Source organism: Nesterenkonia xinjiangensis (assembly GCF_013410745.1).
In the GTDB taxonomy this organism is placed as follows: domain Bacteria; phylum Actinomycetota; class Actinomycetes; order Actinomycetales; family Micrococcaceae; genus Nesterenkonia; species Nesterenkonia xinjiangensis.
Map to the genome: position 1 here is coordinate 1,371,563 of NZ_JACCFY010000001.1, position 17,341 is coordinate 1,388,903.

15 protein-coding genes are annotated in these 17,341 nt (G+C 70.3%); 4 read left to right on the forward strand and 11 right to left on the reverse strand.

Features of this window, described 5'->3' with window-relative positions; all coding sequences use genetic code 11:
• Positions 1-31: 31 nt before the first annotated feature.
• Positions 32-871, forward strand: a complete 840-nt coding sequence (locus HNR09_RS06320; RefSeq protein WP_343047463.1) for a carbohydrate ABC transporter permease — start codon at positions 32-34, stop codon at positions 869-871.
• The gene (locus HNR09_RS06325) at positions 868-1,713 is read left to right on the forward strand and encodes a carbohydrate ABC transporter permease (protein WP_179541269.1); all 846 of its coding nucleotides are present in this window, start codon (positions 868-870) and stop codon (positions 1,711-1,713) included. Before HNR09_RS06320 ends, HNR09_RS06325 begins: the two co-directional genes overlap by 4 nt.
• A 7-nt stretch (positions 1,714-1,720) precedes the next feature.
• On the opposite strand, the gene HNR09_RS06330 is transcribed toward HNR09_RS06325, so the two are convergent.
• The 3 genes from HNR09_RS06330 to HNR09_RS06340 are packed head-to-tail and all read right to left on the reverse strand — an operon-like array spanning position 1,721 to position 4,718.
• Positions 1,721-2,788, reverse strand: a complete 1,068-nt coding sequence (locus HNR09_RS06330) for a Gfo/Idh/MocA family protein (RefSeq protein ID WP_179543054.1) — start codon at positions 2,786-2,788, stop codon at positions 1,721-1,723.
• Between the two features lie 29 nt (positions 2,789-2,817).
• Complete coding sequence (locus tag HNR09_RS06335; protein ID WP_179541270.1) at positions 2,818-3,510, reverse strand: ThuA domain-containing protein; 693 nt, start codon at positions 3,508-3,510, stop codon at positions 2,818-2,820.
• A 32-nt stretch (positions 3,511-3,542) separates the two neighbouring features.
• A complete protein-coding gene (locus tag HNR09_RS06340; RefSeq protein ID WP_179541271.1) occupies positions 3,543-4,718 on the reverse strand; it encodes a Gfo/Idh/MocA family protein in 1,176 nt (391 codons plus the stop codon).
• Between the two features lie 110 nt (positions 4,719-4,828).
• On the opposite strand from HNR09_RS06340, the gene HNR09_RS06345 reads away from it, so the two are divergent.
• A complete protein-coding gene (locus tag HNR09_RS06345) occupies positions 4,829-5,161 on the forward strand; it encodes an ArsR/SmtB family transcription factor (protein ID WP_179541272.1) in 333 nt (110 codons plus the stop codon).
• The gene (locus HNR09_RS06350) at positions 5,161-5,550 is read left to right on the forward strand and encodes a VOC family protein (protein ID WP_179541273.1); all 390 of its coding nucleotides are present in this window, start codon (positions 5,161-5,163) and stop codon (positions 5,548-5,550) included. Before HNR09_RS06345 ends, HNR09_RS06350 begins: the two co-directional genes overlap by 1 nt.
• Before the next feature lie 15 nt (positions 5,551-5,565).
• On the opposite strand, the gene galK is transcribed toward HNR09_RS06350, so the two are convergent.
• The 8 genes from galK to HNR09_RS06390 form a co-directional block, all read right to left on the reverse strand.
• Positions 5,566-6,738 carry a galactokinase gene (gene galK / locus HNR09_RS06355; RefSeq protein WP_343047464.1) on the reverse strand — a complete coding sequence of 391 codons (1,173 nt, stop codon included), beginning with the start codon at positions 6,736-6,738 and terminating at the stop codon, positions 5,566-5,568.
• Positions 6,735-7,841, reverse strand: coding sequence for a galactose-1-phosphate uridylyltransferase (gene galT, locus HNR09_RS06360; RefSeq protein ID WP_179541274.1), 1,107 nt, complete (start codon positions 7,839-7,841; stop codon positions 6,735-6,737). The genes galK and galT overlap by 4 nt, the downstream gene beginning before the upstream one ends.
• Positions 7,838-8,635 (reverse strand): DeoR/GlpR family DNA-binding transcription regulator, encoded by a 798-nt coding sequence (locus HNR09_RS06365; RefSeq protein WP_179541275.1) that lies wholly within the window; start codon positions 8,633-8,635, stop codon positions 7,838-7,840. Before HNR09_RS06365 ends, galT begins: the two co-directional genes overlap by 4 nt.
• 83 nt (positions 8,636-8,718) lie before the next feature.
• Positions 8,719-11,046, reverse strand: coding sequence for a beta-galactosidase (locus tag HNR09_RS06370; protein ID WP_179541276.1), 2,328 nt, complete (start codon positions 11,044-11,046; stop codon positions 8,719-8,721).
• A gap of 151 nt (positions 11,047-11,197) precedes the next feature.
• Positions 11,198-12,454, reverse strand: coding sequence for an ABC transporter substrate-binding protein (locus tag HNR09_RS06375; RefSeq protein ID WP_343047465.1), 1,257 nt, complete (start codon positions 12,452-12,454; stop codon positions 11,198-11,200).
• Between the two features lie 341 nt (positions 12,455-12,795).
• The gene (locus HNR09_RS06380; RefSeq protein ID WP_179541278.1) at positions 12,796-14,379 is read right to left on the reverse strand and encodes a serine hydrolase domain-containing protein; all 1,584 of its coding nucleotides are present in this window, start codon (positions 14,377-14,379) and stop codon (positions 12,796-12,798) included.
• 38 nt (positions 14,380-14,417) lie between these two features.
• Complete coding sequence (locus tag HNR09_RS06385; protein ID WP_179541279.1) at positions 14,418-15,203, reverse strand: sugar phosphate isomerase/epimerase family protein; 786 nt, start codon at positions 15,201-15,203, stop codon at positions 14,418-14,420.
• Entirely contained in the window at positions 15,200-17,221 is a 2,022-nt protein-coding gene (locus tag HNR09_RS06390) for a DUF2264 domain-containing protein (protein WP_179541280.1), read from the reverse strand. Before HNR09_RS06390 ends, HNR09_RS06385 begins: the two co-directional genes overlap by 4 nt.
• Positions 17,222-17,341: the final 120 nt, after the last annotated feature.

A 17,341-nucleotide genomic window follows, 5' to 3' on the forward strand; every position in this document is an offset into this window, starting at 1 on the left:
ACGACGCCGACCTCGCACCACGGCCCCCTACGTGTTCATCGCCCCGGCGGCGGTGCTGTTCCTGACCTTCGCGCTGCTGCCGATCATCATCGCGGTGACGCTCAGCTTCCAGGAGACCACGGCACTCGGAGGCGGTGACTGGGTGGGCCTGGACAACTACGCGACGATGACGCAGGACCGCCTCCTGATGACCGCGCTGACGAACACGCTCGTGTTCACCGTCGGAACCGTCCCGACCTCCATGGGGATCGGACTGGCGCTCGCCGTCGCGCTCAACCGAAACCTCCCGGGACGATCGATCCTCCGAGCCGCGTTCTTCGTCCCGATGGTCGCCGCCGGCGTCGTGGTCGGCGTCGTGATGTCCTGGATATTCCATGGCGACTACGGGGTCGTCAACAACCTCCTCGCAGCTCTCGGAGGCGACCGGGCACCCTGGCTCACCTCGCCGCAGCTGGCCATGTTCACGCTCATCGCCGTCGTCGTCTGGACGCGCATCGGATTCTGCATGGTGATCTATCTGGGCGCCCTGCAGTCGGTGCCCACCGAGCTCCAGGAGGCCGCGACGGTGGACGGGGCGTCCGCCTGGACCCGCTTCCGCAGCATCACCTGGCCCCTGCTCGGCCCGACGACCTGGATCCTCCTCATCCTGAACGTGGTGTTCTCCATCCAGGCCTTTGACGTCATCTACGTCATGACAGGAGGCGGGCCCGGATTCTCCACGACAGTGCTGATCCAGTACATCTTCCGGTCGGCATTCGCCGACGCCCGCATGGGATACGCCGCGGCACTCGGCCTGCTCCTCGTGGCGATCCTCCTGGTGTTCACCGTCCTGAGACAACGTGCCGCACGACGCGCAGAGGAGATCGCATGAGAACCGGCGACCCCAGAACCAGCCGTCGCAGACGCCGCTGGGCCCTGACGGCAGCCCTGACGGCGCTGGCCGTCGTCATGGTGTTCCCCATCTACTGGATGGCCGTCACCGCCTTCACGCCTGGGGGACAGTCCCAGTCCCAGGAGCCCTACCTGTGGCCCACGGAGTCCACCACGCAGAACTTCACCGAGGTCTTCACCGAGCAACCCGTCTGGCAGTGGCTCGGGAACTCGCTGTTCATCGCAGGGCTGGGCACCGCACTCAGCGTCTGTGTCTCCCTGGGAGCCGGCTACGCCCTCGCGAAGTTCCGCTTCTGGGGTCGGGGCGTCATCTACGCGTCCTTCCTGGTGACGATCATGATGCCCATCCAGGTGACGCTGGTCCCCGCCTTCCTCATCGTCGCCCGCATGGGCCTGGTCGACTCTCCGTGGGCGGTGATCCTGCCGACCCTGTTCGACGTCGTCGGCATCTTCATCGCCAGGCAGTACATGCTCGGCCTTCCCGACGCGCTGTTGGAAGCCGCGAGGCTCGACGGCGCCGGCGAGTTCACGACGTTCATGAAGGTGGTGCTGCCCACCTGCGGACCTCTGGTCGGCGTGCTGGTCATCCTCGGCTTCATGACCCGATGGAACGACTTCCTCTGGCCCCTGGTGGTGCTGCAGGGCAATGAGAACCTCACCGTGCCGGTGGGACTGTCCACGCTGACCAACAATCCTGCCTTCAGCTCCCCGTGGGGTGCGGTGATGGCCGTGGCCACGGTGACGGTCCTGCCGCTGCTGGCGGTGTTCCTGATCTTCCAACGGCAGTTCGTCCAGGGGATCGCCAACACCGGGATCAAGTGAGGGTCGCTCATCCGGAGCTGAGCGGGACCGGCTCCGGGCGCTTCACCGTGGTGGTCATGACGACGGCGCGGCCCGACTCGGCAGAGGCCAGCAACCCCTCCATGACCTCCAGCACGTGGAGGCCCAGTTCGCCCTGGGACCGGCCCTTCCGGGGGTCCCCGTCCCAGGCGCCGGACCAGAGCAGGTCAGCGATCCCGTACCCCCGGGAGGCTCCCCGGTAACCGGCGGAGACCGGCAGCTCCTGCCACGGGGCTCCTCTGCGGGCCAGGGAGACCGTTCCGTCGAAGTGGTTCGGGTCCGGCACCGCCAGCGCCCCCTCCGTGCCCTGGATCTCGATCGGCGCCGCGTGGGTGGCGGCGCCGTCGAAGCTCATCACCACAGTGGAGACGGCGCCGCCGGCGTGGACGAGGGCCCCGGTGACGTGGCTCGGCGTCGTCACCGGGATGCGCTCGCCGGTGCGTGGACCGGAACCGATGATGCGTTCGTCCCGCAGGGCGCTGGCCGCGCCGATCACCTGCTGCACCGGCCCCAGCAGGGTGACCAGGGCGGTGAGGTAGTAGGGGCCCATGTCCATCAGGGGCCCGCCGCCGGGCTGGTAGTAGAAGTCCGGGTTCGGGTGCCAGGCCTCGTGCCCGGGGATGATCAGCGTGGCCGTGGCGCTCGTCGGGGTGCCGATGCGGCCGGCGTCGAGCGCGGCACGGGCGGTCTGCACGCCGCTGCCCAGCACGGTGTCCGGGGCGCTGCCAATCACCACCTGCGCCCGGCGCGCCTGGTTGAGCACCTCGCGCCCGGCCGCGACGTCGGCCGCGAAGGGCTTCTCCACGTACACACCCTTGCCCGCGCGGATCGCCGCCGAGGACACCTGGGCATGGGCCTGAGGGACCGTCAGATTGAGCACGACGTCGACGTCGGCACGGCCGAGCAGCCCGTCCAGGTCCTCCGTCACCGCGCCGTGGGCGGTGGCCACCGCCTCGGCCCGGCTCAGGTCCAGGTCGGCGACGGCCGTGAGCTCGAGAGCGTCCAGTCGACTGATGGTCTTCAGGTACTGGCCGCTGATGTTCCCCGCACCGACCATGCCGATGCGCACGCGGCCGCCCTTCCCGTTCACCGGCTGGCCCACAGCATCCCCCGCTCAATGATGGTGCGCACACTGGGGTGCTCCAGGACCTCCACCCGATGGCCGGGGGTGGAGACGAAGATCCTCCCCTTCCCCCACCGGCGGGTCCAGATCGCCGGATTCACATGGGGGCGCTCCCACTCATCGAAGCTGCGGCGCGGCAGGGTGGTGGTGGCCAGCACGTCGATCAGGTCGTCATGGAGCACCCAGTACTGTTCGGTGACCAGCTCGAAGCTCTCCAGGCCGCGGGTGATCGGGTGGTCCTGCGCCTCAGGCAGGATGTCCACGCGGTAGGGGATGTAGAAGTCCGACTGCTCCCCGGTGCGTTCGGCCGGGGGCACGGGCGGATGGTGGGCGAACTGCCCGCCGATGAGCTGCAGGTAGGCGTCGCTGCTCCGATACGAGTCCGCGATGCCTCCGTGCCAGCCGGCCAGCCCGGCACCTGCGGCGACGGCGGCCCGCAGCCCCTGGACCTGGTCCTTCTCGATGGTGGACATGGTCATGCACTGCACGATCAGGTCCACCCCGGACATCGTGTCCTCCTCGGCGTACACCGCCGGGGAGTCGTGCACCTGGCAGTCGTAGCCGTTCTGCCTCAGGAACGGCAGGAAGAGCTCGGTGGCCTCCACAGGCTGGTGGCCCTCCCAGCCGCCCCGGACGATGAGCGCTCTCTTGGTCATGGTGTCTCCTCTGGGAATCCTCGGCCGCCGCGTCAGCGGGCCACGGGCGTGTAGCGGCTGGCATCAGCCGCGCTGGCCTCCACCGCATGGAGGACTCGCTGCACGTCCAGCGCCTCCTGGAAGTCCGGCCGGGCAGGCTCCTCCGTGTCCAGGGCGGTGAGCACATCGGCCACCTGGTGGACGAAGAGGTCCCCGTAGCCCAGTCCGTGCCCGACAGGCCACCAGTGGTCCGTGTACGGGTGGACGGCGTCGGTGACATGGATGGTGCGGAACCCCTGGGCCTCTTGGGGGTCCCCGCCGTCGAAGTACTCGAGCTGGTTCATCCGCTCGAAGTCGAAGGCCACCGATCCCTTGCTGCCGTTGATCTCCAGGCGGTTGGCGTTGCGTCGGCCGAGCGCGAACCGGGTGGCCTCGAAGACTCCGACGGCCCCGCCGGAGAATCGAGCGGTGAAGGCGGCGGCGTCGTCGACGGTGACCGGGCCCCGCTCCCCGGACAGGTCCCCCGCGCCTCCGAGCCCCTGGGATGAGCCGGAGACCGGACGGGAGGTCACGAAGGTGTGCATCAGTGCTGAGACACCCTCGATGTGCTGGCCGCTGACCCATTGCGCGGCGTCGACGGAGTGGGCGCCGATGTCGCCCAGCGCCCCGCTGCCCGCGGTCTCCTTGTCCAGCCTCCAGGTCAGCGGGGCATCGGCGTCGGAGAGCCAGTCCTGCAGGTATTGGGCCCGGACGTGTCGAATCTCCCCGAGACGACCCTCCTCCACGAAGCGTCGGGCCAGCGCCAGGGCGGGGGTGCGGCGGTAGCTGAATCCGCAGAAGGTGCGGACCCCGCGCTGGGCGGCCTGGGCCGCGGCGGCCGCCATCGATTCCGCCTCGGCCACGGAGTTCGCCAGCGGCTTCTCGCAGAGCACGTGCTTGCCGGCGGCCAGCGCCGCCTCGGCGATCGCCGCATGGGTGTCTCCGGGAGTGCAGATGTCGACGACGTCGATGTCCGGCCGGGTCACGGCGGACCGCCAGTCGGTCGCGATCTCGGGGATGCCCAGGCGGTCGGCGGCAGCCTGGGTGCGTGCCTCGTCCCGCCCGACGAGCAGCGTGGCCTCGGGCTGCCGGGGCAGATCGAAGAAGCGCGGCGCCGTGCGCCACGCATGGGCGTGGGCGGCACCCATGAAGGCATGACCGATGATGGCGATCCGCACTGGTTCGGGCACTCTGGACTCCTGATGAAAATACGTACAGTGGCGAAACTAACTCTATCGATACATCGGCCGCCCCACCAGGCCTTGACATGCAAGTAAGCTCTTGCCTAATCTCTGGTGGCATGGCCGACGTCTTCAAAGCCCTCGCCGACCCCACGCGCCGGGCGATACTCGACGGACTCACGGAGAACGAGGAGCAGACGCTGTTCGAGATCTGTTCGCGGCTCTACGCGACCCAGCGGCTGAGCTCCTCGCGACAGGCGATCTCCCAGCACATCTCCGTACTCGAGGAGTCCGGCCTGGTGGAGACCTCCCGCCGGGGCCGCTACAAGCTCCACCGCATCAACACGGCGCCGCTGGAGCCGATCGTGACGCGCTGGCTGCGACCGACAACGCCGGCCCCGACTGCCGACACGCCAGAGACACCCCCACCCACACCCGAGGAGAACCCCTGATGAGACTCCACCAGTTCAGCGTCCTGGTCGACGACCAAGACACGGCACGCACGTTCTACACCGAGATCCTGGGCTTCCAGGTGCGCCATGACATTCCGATGGGCGAGGCGCGGTGGCTGACCGTCGTCTCTCCGGAGGACCCCGACGGCACCGAGCTGGTCCTCGAGCCCAGCATGCATCCGGCCGTCCCTCCCTTCAAGGAAGCCCTGGTGGCCGACGGCATCCCCTTCACGTCCTTCGCCGTGGACGACGTCCACGCGGAGCACGCGCGCCTCACCGGCCTGGGCGTGGCGTTCACCCAACCCCCGATGGACGTCGGCCCGGCCATCATGGCGGTGCTGGACGACACCTGCGGCAATCTCATCCAGCTCCTCCAGCACAAGACGTGAACACCCACCGCGGGCTCACAGCACCCTGCGGGCCCCGTCGGCCGGGGGCGCCCGGAAGACCGCAGGGGCGCTGAAGCCGGCCTCGGCGAAGGCGGCCGTCACGGCCTCCTCGACCTGTTGGTGCACGCCCAGCGGTGCCAGGGCGATCACACAGCCGCCGAAGCCCCCACCGGTGATCCGGGCGCCGAGCACCCCGGCGCCGGAGACGACGTCGAACGCCAGGTCGATCTCTGGGACGGTCACCTCGTAGTCGTCCCGCAAGGAGAGATGGGAGCCACGCATCCGCTCCCCCACGGCGGCGAGGTCTCCGTCGCGCAGCAGCGCCACGGCCTCGGAGACCCGGCGATTCTCGGTGATGACATGCCGGGCACGACGCCGCAGCGTCTCATCGGTCAGCGGTGCCAGCAGCTCCGCCACCTCAGTCTCGGTGTCGCTGAGCTCCCGCAGGGACGTCACGCCGAGCGCGTCCGCGGCCTCCTCACACTGCCGACGGCGCTCGGCGTACTCGCCGTCCACCAGCCGGTGCGGGGCGCGGGTGTCGATCACCAGCACCTCTGCGTCGCCCGTCGGCGCCAACGGCACCAGGGTCGGCGTCAGCGAGCGCGTGTCGAAGAGCACCGCATGCCCGGCCTCGCCGAGCATCGAGATCATCTGATCCATCAGCCCGCAGGGCATGCCGACGAAGTCGTTCTCCACCCGCTGGGCGATGCGCGCCAGCGCCAGCGGCTCCAGCACGGTACCGGAAAGCTCGACGACGGCCAACCCCACCGAGCACTCCAGCGCCGCCGAGGAGGACAGCCCGGCCCCGTGCGGCACCGTCGAGTCGATCAGCAGATCCACGCCGACGACGGCGACGTCGGCCTCGCGCAGGCCCCAGCACATGCCGGCCACATAGGCGGCCCAACCGTCCACACTGCCCGGGCGCAGGCCCTCCAGGGCGAACTCCGCAGTCTCCTCGGTGAAGAGCGAATGCACCCGTACCTGGCCGTCGCTGCGCCGACGAGCGGCCACATAGGTGGACTGCGGAAGGGCGAAGGGCAGCACGAAACCCTCGTTGTAGTCCGTGTGCTCGCCGATCAGGTTCACCCGGCCTGGTGCGGCCCAGACGCCGTCGGGATCCTGGCCGAAGACCTCCCGGAAGCCGCTCTGCAGCGCCTGTGCCCGGACGCGGTCGTCCTGCTGGTTCACGTCGTCCCTCCCGATTCGCGCAGCCGCTGAGCGATCTGCTCCGGCGGAATGTCATTGATGAACACGCCCACCCCGGACTCCGAGCCGGCCAGATACTTGAGCTTGTTCTCCGCCCGGCGGATGGAGAACAGCTGCAGGTGGAGGCGGAAGTCCGTGTCCCCGGCAGAGGCGGGCGCCTGCTGCCAGCCCGAGATGTAGGGCAGGGCCGTGCCGAAGAGCCGGTCCCCGCGCTGCAGGATGTCCAGGTAGAGGGCGGCGAAGTCATCGCGCTCGGCATCGGAGAGCTCCGGGAGGGTGCGCACCGCCCGGTGGGGCATGAGGTGGATCTCCACCGGCCAGCGCGCCCAAGCGGGCACGAACGCCGTCCAGTGCTCGGTGCGGGAGATGATGCGCTCCCCCGCAGCCTGCTCAGCGGCCAGAGTCCGGGCGAAGAGGTCCTCCCCGGTGGCCTTCCGCGTGGCCCGCGCGGACTCGAGCATCCGGGCGGTGCGCGGGGTGGGGAAGGGGTACCCGTAGATCTGCCCGTGCGGGTGATGCAGCGTCACGCCGATCTCCTCGCCCCGGTTCTCGAAGCAGTAGACCTGATCCACTTCGGGCAGCGCCAGCAGCGCGGCGGTGCGATCCGCCCAGGCGTCGACGACGGTGCGCAGCCTGCGCGGATCCAGCTGGGCCAGCGAGGTGGTGTGCTCCGGGGTGAAGCAGACGACCTCGCAGCGTCCCGCCCCCGGGTGCCGCAGCGCGGTGAGGTCCTCCCCGGCGGCGAGCGCCTGCTCGGGTTTGTCCAGCGGCAGCTCCGGGCCTCCGGCCAGCGAGGGGAACCGATTCTCGAAGACGACGACGTCATAGTCGTCCTGCGGGATCTCGGTGGCCCGCTCGTCGGTGGTCGGGCACAGCGGGCACAGGGCCGTGGCCGGCTTGTGCGTGCGGTGCTGGCGCGCCGCGGCCACCGCCACCCATTCCCCCAGGTAGGCGTCCCAGCGCAGCTCGGAGCCTCCGTCGGGGCGGACGATGTCTCGGGTGTCGTGAACGGTTCGGGTGCGGGGTACGTCGTCGTAGAAGAAGATCTCGCGGCCGTCGGCGAGGGTGGCCTGGGTTCTGTTCACCGGTGCTCTCTCCTGAGTGGGCGGGGTCCGACGAGGATGACCTCGTCGATGTGGTCGCGCAGGGCGGCGGCCGCCTCCTCGGAGAGGGCGTCGTCGAGGATGACGGTGTCGACGTCGGCCAGTTCGGCGAAGGTGGAGATGCCCAGCACCCCCCACTTGCTGTGGTCCGCCAGGACGATCCGGCGCTGGGCGGTGGCGAGCAGCGCCCGGTTGGTCTCGGCCTCGAGGAAGTTGGGGGTGGTGAACCCCTCCGGAACGGCGACCCCGTGGGCGCCCAGGAAGGCCAGGTCGACATGCAGGGTGCGCAGCGAGGCCGCCGCCAGGGGGCCCACCAGGGCGTCTGAGGGAGTGCGGACTCCGCCGGTGAGGATCACCGTGCGGTCCGGCCGGGGGTCGGCCTGGAAGACGTCGGAGATGCGCGTGGAGTTGGTGACCACGGTGAGGTCCTCCACGGCGCGCAGCCGGCGGGCCAGCGCCCAGGTGGTGGTGCCGGCAGAGAGCGCCACGGACGTGCCGGGCTGGACCAGCTGGGCTGCTTCGTCGGCCACGGACGCCTTCTCCGCCTCCATCTGCACCGACTTGACCTCGAAGCCGGGCTCCTCGGTGCGGCGCGTCTGACTGAGCACGGCGCCGCCGTGGACCTTGACGACCAGGCCACGTCCGGCGAGCGCGTCGAGGTCACGCCGGATGGTCATGTCGGAGACGCCGAACTGATCCACCAGTTCGGTGACGCTGACGGCTCCTCGGCTCTGGACGATCTCGGTGATGCGGGTCTGACGCTGAGCTGCCAGCATATGGGGCCTCACTGGGTCGAGTAACGCGTATCACAGCTATTGAACCATCACATTCAAACATGAATCAACACGAACGCGACAGTTCAGCCCGTGACCACCACCCGTTCGCGTCGGATGAGCCGGGCCGACCGCACCACGACGCCGTCCTCCACCTCCCGTACGGACGGATGGACCCACACGCCCGATGCGGCGCACCAGGGCAGCAGCTCCAGGGTCAGCGAGCCGCGCCGGAGCTCCTCCCGCCACGGAGTCAGGTCCATCTCCCACTCCCGGCCATGCCAGAAGTGGTCGCTGATCAGCCGGTCCCCCAGTCGAGCACGGCCGACGTCGCCGGTCCAGTCCACGCGCAGGAGCAGCTGCCCGGACCCTTGGTCCTCGTCCTCCAGATGCTCCTCGGGGATCGACAGCTCCACGACGGCGGCGCCGCTGAAGTCCGCGGGAGCCGCGAGCCTCTCCTCCGGGCCTCCCACCCTGGGCTGCGGGGCCGTCGCCGGCAGGACCAGACTGCGACACAGCACCTCCTGCTGCCCCGCTCGCGGCGCGGACACCAGCCGACGCCGCCACCGCGGCGAGGTGCCGGCGCCCTGCCAGACGTCGAGCGTCACCTCGGGCTCCTCGGTGTGGACCACCAGCCGGGTCGCGGCGGGGCGCACCGAATCAGCGTGCACCGGCTCAGCGTGCACCGGGGCGGAGCAGAGCACCATCGACTCCCGGCCGTCCACGGGCAGCACGGCGAGCTGGTCGGCGGTGGCCTCGTCGAGGATCAGCAGGCGGACGCTCCCGCAGGTCAGCAGGACCTCCGGACCGGGGTCGGCGGTCAGCTCGACGAACGTGTCGCCGTCGTCGGTGCCGGTGGCACGGCACGGACCGGAGACCTCCACCGCCCCGGCGAGCAGCAGCTGCACCGGGATACCGCGCCGCGCCGTGAGCACGACGACGGCGCCGCCCTCCTCCTCGCGGCGGGTCAGCAGCTCCGCGGTGGCGCTGACCAGCCGGGTGCGCTCGTCCAGCGGCAGGTTCACCGGCCACACGGTGGAGATGCCGGCCGGCAGATCCACCGGCTCATGGGGCACCAGCTGGGAGGCGTCCAGCCCCTGCTCGGGACCGAGGCGCAGCTGCAGGGCGGGCTGAGGGTCGAGGTGGCCGTCGGGGACGTAGGTGCTGAGGAAGAGGTAGCCGGAGTCGCCGTCGGAGCGGACCGCCCAGCGCAGGCTGTGCGGGTCCTCGGCGGACCCGCCTCCGACCCGGCTGCGCATCGCGGCCAGCCGGTGCCCGTCTGCGGCGAGCCACAGGTGTTGGCGCCGCAGCATCTCGTAGTGCGGACGGATGCGGCCGTGCTCCCCGATGGGTGCACCGAAGTCGTAGCTGATCTGCGGGACGTCGTTGGGGTAGCCGGTGGCCTGGGACTCCTGCTCGCCGTCGGGATGCGCGGCTCCGCCCCCGAACGGGTTGCTGCCGCCGGCGTACATGTAGAAGCCCTGCCACACGGAACCGCTGCCGATGGTGGCCAGGGCGAGGGCGGCCACGTCCTCCCCGCTGACCAGGGGGCGTCGGTGATAGGCCACGTGCATGCCGCCGCCGAGCTCACAGGTGAGGAAGGGGGTCTGCGGGTCCGGGGACTGCGGAGCAGTGGGGAGCGGTGCCGCGGACGGTGAGACCGACGTGGCCTCGGCGGCCAGTGCCCGGGCGACGTCGTCGCCGACGCCGAGATCATCGCGGACCTCCTCATAGTGAAAGTGGACCCGGCAGAACGACGGCCATGCGGCCAGCGAATCCGCCCAGAACCCGTCCGCGTAGCCGCTGCACACCGGCAGCAGGCTCTCGGGCAGGCGGGCGCCGCCCCATCCGGTGGCGGTCCACAGCGGGACCTGCAGCCCCAGCTCCTCAGCCATGGTCCGGAGGGTGGCCAGATGCTCGGGCTGATCTGCCAGCTCGTTCTCGATCTGAGCGGCGATGACCGGGCCGCCGTCGTCGTGGGTCAGCCCCTCCAGCTGGGCGACGATCTGCGCGTAGAAGGCGCGCACCCGCCCCAGATACTCCGGATGGTCGCGCCGGGTGGGGACTCCCGAACCCACCAGCCAGTCCGGGAAGCCGCCGTGGCGCACCTCTCCATGGGACCAGGGGCCCAGGCGGACGACGACCTCGAGCCCGTGGGCCGCCGCACGGCGGATGAAGCCCCTCAGGTCACGGGGCCCGGACCAGTCGAACTCCCCGGGACGAGGCTCATGGTGTCTCCAGAAGACGTAGGTCGCCACCGAGGTCAGCCCGCCGGCGCGGGCCAGGCCCAGCACGTCCGACCAGCGCTCCGGGGAGATGCGGCTGTAGTGGATCTCCCCGGTGACGGGGAACCAGGGCACACCGTCCCGGGCGATCCAGCGCGGGGTGACGGTGATGTCGGCGGGCGGGTTCATGCTCCTCCTGGTGCTGGGTCCTGCTCGTGCTGGGTCCTGCTGGTGCTGGCCGGGCATGCGAGCAGGGCGGCCCCTCTGCTGAGGGACCACCCTGAAGGCTCATCCGAACCCTGACCCGCATTCGCGCTCTCGACCGAGCCGAGGCGCCTGATCAGCGCAGCTCGGCCTCCATCTCGGAGATCATGTTCTCCGCCGCGTCCTCGGGCGACTGACGGTCGAAGAACACCTCCATCTCGTAGCGGTAGATGATGTCCTGCAGGCCGGAGAAGCCGAGCGACGGCACCGGCTCCGGTCCGGCCAGCTCATCCTCGATCTCCTCGATGAACTCGGCGGAGGTCAGGTCCGGACCCTCCAGCTCGGGCAGGATGGCCTCGCGCACCGAGTTGTTGCCCGGCAGGCCGCGGTCCACCAGGTTCAGCAGCCCGGCCTCCTCGGAGTTGACGAAGTAGTCGATGAACAGCTGCGCCTCCTCCGGGTGGTCGGTGGTGGCCGAGGCCGACATCAGCATCGAGGACTTGTACCACATGCCGTTGTCCTCCGCGCTGCCGGTGCTGCTGGGGAACCGCAGCAGCTCCAGGTCCACGCCGGAGGCCTCGGAGAGCCCGTTGATCTGGTTGGTCCACCACGGGGCCATGGCCACCTGGCCGGTGCCCAGCAGGGACTGGTCCGGGCCGCTGGACTGGTTCTCCGACATCACCGCGGCCGAGGGAATGCCCTCGTCCACCAGGTCCAGGTAGTACTGGAAGTACTCGGCGGCGTCGTCGGCGTCGAAGCCCAGCTCGCCCTCGTCGGTGGTCATGTGCTGGTCCTGCTGGCGCAGCCAGATCTGGAAGCCGCCGGGCTCGTTGGGGTCATTGGTGCCGTAGCCGTCGTCGAGGTTCTCGCTCAGCTCGGCGCTGATCTCGGCGAAGTCGTCCCAGGTCCACGTGGTGTCGTCCGGAATCTCGACGCCGGCTTCGTCGAAGAGCTCCGGGTTGGCGATCAGCGCCAGGGAGTTGATGCCGGTGGTGATGCCGAACAGACCGTCCTCGGTGCGGCCGTTGTCCACGGAGTCCTGGTCGAACTCGGAGACGTCGACGTCGCTGAGGTCCAGCAAGGCTCCGCGGTCCGCGTACTCGCGCAGGTACTTGTCGTCCATCTGGATGATGTCGGGCATCTCTCCGCCGGCGGACTGGGTGGCCAGCTGGTCCCAGTAGCCGGACCAGTCGCCGTACTCGGCGGAGATCGAGATGTGCGGGTGCTCCTCCTCGAAGGCGTCGATGATCTCCTGGGTGGTCTGGTGGCGTGAGTCCGAGCCCCACCAGGTGAAGCGCAGCTGGACGTCCTCGTCTCCACCCGCCTCACCCCCTCCTCCGCCGTCGGCGTCGCCGCCGCAGGCCGTCAGGGCCACGGCGGACAGGGACGTCACGGCCACAATCCTGGAAAGTCGCGTGAAGTTCTTCATAGGTTCCTCATTCATCGAACGGTACGGTGCGAAGCCCCGCCGGCCACGGTCGATGTGAAATGTGATCAGCATCACTCAGCAAGCGGTTTCCATGACTGTAGGGCGGCGGCTGACAGCGCGTCAACGACGTTCCACCGGTTCACCATTGCCGCTTCGACATGCAGTGATTCACTACGCGTATGAACAACGCCGCTCAACTGAGCATTCGTGCATCACTGAGTCGGAGGGGGACGTCACCCTGAAAACTCGGGCCGACCTACAGAGGCCTCTGACCTGGACCTCTGCGGTGCGGGAGCGAGGACCGCTCACACCTGGCGGCCGATGAGCAGCCCGTCGAACTCCTGAGCGAAGAGCTCGGCCGAGGCGCGCATGCGGCACACCATCTGGGCGCCGTCGCCGACATGGACGAGCAGCTGGATCTGCGCGAGCCAGTCCCCTACGACGTGCGCGTGAACGGAGAGCGTATTCCCGTCGATCCAGGCTCCGGAGGTGTGCGTCTCGTAGCCGTAGCCGGGCAGATCATGCCGCGCGTGCCCGCCAAACCGATAGGGGAACCTCAGGCGTCTCCCGTCCGCGGTGCGCAGCGTCAGCTCGCCGAGATCCCCGGTGGAGCGGATCTCCAGGCCGACGAGCTCCTCCCCGGCCCCAAGCGCCTCGGACTGCCTGCCGGGCCCGGTCTCGAGGGCGAAGCTGGCGCGGTAGGTGCCGGCGTCATGGGCGAGCCCCATCGGCAGCGGGGCCCCGGAGACCCAGGCGAGCTCGCGTGGGGCGGTGACGTCGTCGGGACTCTCCAGCAGCGGAGCCGGACCGTCGGCCACGGGACCCGAAGCCCCTTCGCGGACCTCACCCGGGGCTGCCCCGACCTGTTCCGCGAGCGGATCGAGCAGCTCGCCCCACAGCGCGTCGTGGAGGAGCTGAGCGTCGGATTCGATGTGCTGGTTGTCCCCGGTCACGACGACGGCGGCCTCCAACCAGGGCACCACGAGCATGATCTGCCCGCCCATCCCCCAGGCGGCGAAGCTGTTCCGGCGGCATCGCCAGAACTGGTGGCCGTAGCCCAGCTGCGCCTCCGGGTGGGCGAAGCCGCCGGCGACGGTGGGCGTCTGCACACTGGTGGCGGCGCGCAGAAACTCCCCGGAGATCACCTGCCTTCCGCCCGCGCGGCCCTGCTGCAGGCAGAGCTGGGCGATGCGGGCGAGGTCCCGTGGAGTGGCCAGCAGCCCGGAGCCGCCGTGGGCGACCCCGGCCGGGTTCTCGGCGACCTCTCGCCAAGTGGGGTGGTGGTCGAAGGCCTCTGAGGGGAGCCCCAGGGGGCTCCTCAGGGCGCGCAGCGGAGCCTCCAAGCCCAGATGCCGGCCGATCCGCTCGGCGAAGAACTCCTCGAAGGGCAGCCCGGTGAGCCGCTCCACCAGCGCGGTGAGCACCAGGGTGGCCGAGGTGTCATAGGCGAACACCGTCCCCGGCGGACGGCTGGGCGGCACGGTGAAGAAGGTGCGCACCCAGTCCGGGTCCGACACCTGGGCGTAGGTGTTCTGCCCATGGGCCGTGCGCATGCTCAGCAGGTCCTCCACACGCATCGCCCGCACCCAGGGGTGTGCCCGGGGACGATGCTCAGGGAAGTGGTCCACCAGGAGATCGTCCAGAGCGAGGGCGCCGTCGTCGATCAGGGCACCGACGGCGAGGGACACCAGCGACTTCCCCGCCGAGTACAGCCGATGCGGCCGCTCGGGACCGTAGGGGAGCCAGTAGGTCTCGTGCCGGAGCCGCCCCTGGTGGACCGCCAGGAGCGAGTGCATGACCAGCCCGTGGGCCTGCAGCCGCGGGATCAGGTGCCCCTCGACCCGCTGACGGAACCAGTCCGCCGTCGGGGACTGCGGTCGGTGCGGCATGGGGACTCCTGGGACAGAGGCGGGGTCTCTCGTGCCGCTCAGCGCAGCGTCTTCTCGAACCACTGGGCGGTGGCGGCCAGCGGCACGGAGATCTCAGGGATGTCCGGGTACCAGGCGCGCTCCCACTCCAGGGAGATCCATCCCGAGCCGCCAGTCAGCAGCCGGCCGATCTCCTCCAGGGGCAGGTCCCCCTCACCGGTGACGGCAGGCTTCCAGTCCTGGGCCATGGAGGCGTCCTTGACCTGCACATAGTGCACCCGCCCACCCAGCAGACTGGCAGTCGTGGAGGGCTCCTCGCCGTTGATGAACGGATGCAGGATATCCCAGAGCACCCCGACGCGCGGGTCCTCGCCGAAGGGGGCGAGCAGCTCGAGGACGTCCTCGGCGGTGGGGTGGGAGTCGTGGGTCTCCACCAGGAGCTGGACGCCGGTGGACGTGAGGTCCTCCAGCACGGCCTCGATCCGTCGGTGCGCCGCCTGCCGCCCGGCGTGCGTGCCGCCGGGGAAGACCCGCACGGACGGTGCGCCCATCACCTCCGCCAGCCGGATCAGGGCCCCCAGCTCCTCGATGACGGCGTCGTCGTCCTCCTCGGTGCCGCCGCAGACCCGCACGTAGCCGGCCAGGCAGGAGATCTCCAGCCCTGCGTCGGTGACATGCCGGGCGGCGTCCCGGGCGGCGCCGTCGCCCATCCCGAGGGTCACCTCCTCGTCGGGGTGCACGCGAAGCTCGACACCGTCGCAGCCGTGGTCGAGCGCGGTACGCACCGACTCCACCACCGGACGGCCGGGCATTCCCAGGGTGCTGACGCTGAGCTTCCAGCTCATGATCCCTCGCCTCCTTCGTGCCGGCTGACCTCCGCCGGGTCGAAGCGCACCGTGGTGAGCACGTCCTCGTCGGCCCAGCGGAAGGACACTCCCTCGGAGGTCACGGTCAGGTCCACCACGCCGACGGCGGAGTCTCCGGCAGCACCGGCACCACCGACGTCGGCTGTCCGGCAAGTGTCACCGCCAGCCTCACCTGCGGCAAGGCCTGATGACTCGGCCGCGGGCACGCGGCCGCGCAGCTGCGCCCGGGACACCAGCACCGAAGAGCCGCTCACCCCGGCGCGCAGGCACGGGATCTCGCACCATTCGGCGAAGGCGGTGCCCGCCGGGGAGGTCAGCTGCTCGTGGGCCTCCCAGCCGTGGAGCCCTTCCAGCGTGGAGGTCAGTTCACCACCGGGGGGCACCGCCCAGCCGGTGTGCTGGACCTCCATCGGGAAGCACGCCCCGAGGATCCGATCGATGCGGACCTCCTCGGCCCCGCGGGCGACCACATAGGACTCCAGGCGCAGCCCCGGCATGGCCACCGATCCGCCCGGGAAGATGGGCCGGTGCCAGGAGGCCGCCCAGGCCCAGCCTCCACCGCCGCCGGCTCCCAGCGGGTGCAGACGGCACCGTGCGCTGCTGCGCCCGCGGAAGCGCAGCGCCACATGGTTGTCCGGCACGTCGCCACGCGGCGTCGGGCCGGTGGCGGTGGAGTAGGCCAGTCGGGAGTACAGCGGATCTTCTCTGCCGGCGTCCTCGGCCTGATGGGGCCGCAGGTGGTCGCTGCCGTGGTTGTGCACCCGGACGATGCCGTCCTCGCGGGTGGCCTGGACGGCCCAGCCGGTGGAGGTCATGCCGAAGGCGACGTCGTGATGATCCAGCGGCCGCTCCCCTTCGGCTGCGCTCCACAGCGGAGCATCGGCGGGCAGCAGCAGCCCGATCAGTGACTTGGTGGCCCACAGCGGGGAGGCCGGTCCCGAGTAAGGCTGGACCGTGGCAGGGTGCGAGCCGTGCCAGCCGAGGCTGAGCAGCCCGTGGTCGGTGAAGGCCCCCCGGTCCAGGAAGTACTTCAGCGTGGAGTTCAGCAGCCGCTTGGACTCCCCCGGGGGCATCGGAGTGTCTCCGGTGACCGCGCCGAGGGCGACGGCGGCGCCGGCTGCGAAGCGGTAGGTCATCGACCGGCCCTGGAAGAGCGGAGCCCCGTCAGCGCCGAAAAGGTGCCGATACTCCTGGAGGAACTCCTCCAGCCGGGTGCCGTGGATCCCGGATTCGCCGCGCAGGTGGGCGTCCAGCACCGGATAGAGATGCAGCGCCCAGCCGTTGTAGTGGTCGAAGGCCTGACCGTCGCCGTCGGTGTACCAGCCCTGGCCCCTGTCCCAGGTCTCCAGCAGGTGCAGGGCCCGTTCCTGGGCGGCGGCGGTGAGCTCGTCCCCGCGTCCCACGGACTCCAGGAACCCGGCCACCGAGTAGGGGAACAGGTACCAGTTGTTGGGCGCCGGCACCGAGGTGATGGCCCCGCGCAGCCAGGTCTCCACAGAGTCCTGGACGTCCTCGTCGAGCTGATCCCACAACCAGGGGCGGGTCAGCCGCAGGGACAGCGCGACGGAGGCGGACTCCACCATGGGCTGTCCCTGCACATCATGATCCCGGATGGTCAGCCACGGCTCGGCCCCGCGGACTCCGGCCGCTGCCGTCCCGGCTCGCAGACCCTCTGCATAGCGTTCCAGCCAGCCGTGCGGGTCAGCGCCGTCGGCGCCACGGACCCGGAAGGCAGCCGCCAGCATGGAGCGGGCGAACCCCTCGAGCCCGTCGGATCGGACCCCGCTGCGCGAGGCCCGGCCAGGAAGGTTCAGGTGCGCCCGGCCCGGGCTGGCCCAGCGCCAGGCCGAACCGACGAGGTGGTCGGCCATGGCCTCCCAATGGGCGCGGGTGTACCCGGTGTACGGGCTGGCGTCGCGGTCCTCCTCCGGGAAGAGGATCCCGGATCCGGGCAGGGTGGCTCCTGGCTGGACGACATGCGCTCCACCTGAGGTCATCGCGGGTCTCACCTTTCACTCGTCTGCTTCCATTCGTCTCATGTCAGGAGGCCCGACCGGAAGGCCCCGCCCCCCGACCCCGACCCGGTTGAGATGGTGTGTTTCGGCCGGAAAGACGCC

Coding starts and splice junctions, on each gene's coding strand:
- HNR09_RS06370 (WP_179541276.1), bottom strand. CDS start 11,046: ATGAACCCGCCCGCCGACATCACCGTCACCCCGCGCTGGATCGCCCGG.
- HNR09_RS06385 (WP_179541279.1), bottom strand. CDS start 15,203: ATGAGCTGGAAGCTCAGCGTCAGCACCCTGGGAATGCCCGGCCGTCCG.
- HNR09_RS06365 (WP_179541275.1), bottom strand. CDS start 8,635: ATGCTGGCAGCTCAGCGTCAGACCCGCATCACCGAGATCGTCCAGAGC.
- HNR09_RS06380 (WP_179541278.1), bottom strand. CDS start 14,379: ATGCCGCACCGACCGCAGTCCCCGACGGCGGACTGGTTCCGTCAGCGG.
- HNR09_RS06335 (WP_179541270.1), bottom strand. CDS start 3,510: ATGACCAAGAGAGCGCTCATCGTCCGGGGCGGCTGGGAGGGCCACCAG.
- HNR09_RS06325 (WP_179541269.1), top strand. CDS start 868: ATGAGAACCGGCGACCCCAGAACCAGCCGTCGCAGACGCCGCTGGGCC.
- HNR09_RS06350 (WP_179541273.1), top strand. CDS start 5,161: ATGAGACTCCACCAGTTCAGCGTCCTGGTCGACGACCAAGACACGGCA.
- HNR09_RS06345 (WP_179541272.1), top strand. CDS start 4,829: ATGGCCGACGTCTTCAAAGCCCTCGCCGACCCCACGCGCCGGGCGATA.
- HNR09_RS06330 (WP_179543054.1), bottom strand. CDS start 2,788: ATGGTCGGTGCGGGGAACATCAGCGGCCAGTACCTGAAGACCATCAGT.
- HNR09_RS06390 (WP_179541280.1), bottom strand. CDS start 17,221: ATGACCTCAGGTGGAGCGCATGTCGTCCAGCCAGGAGCCACCCTGCCC.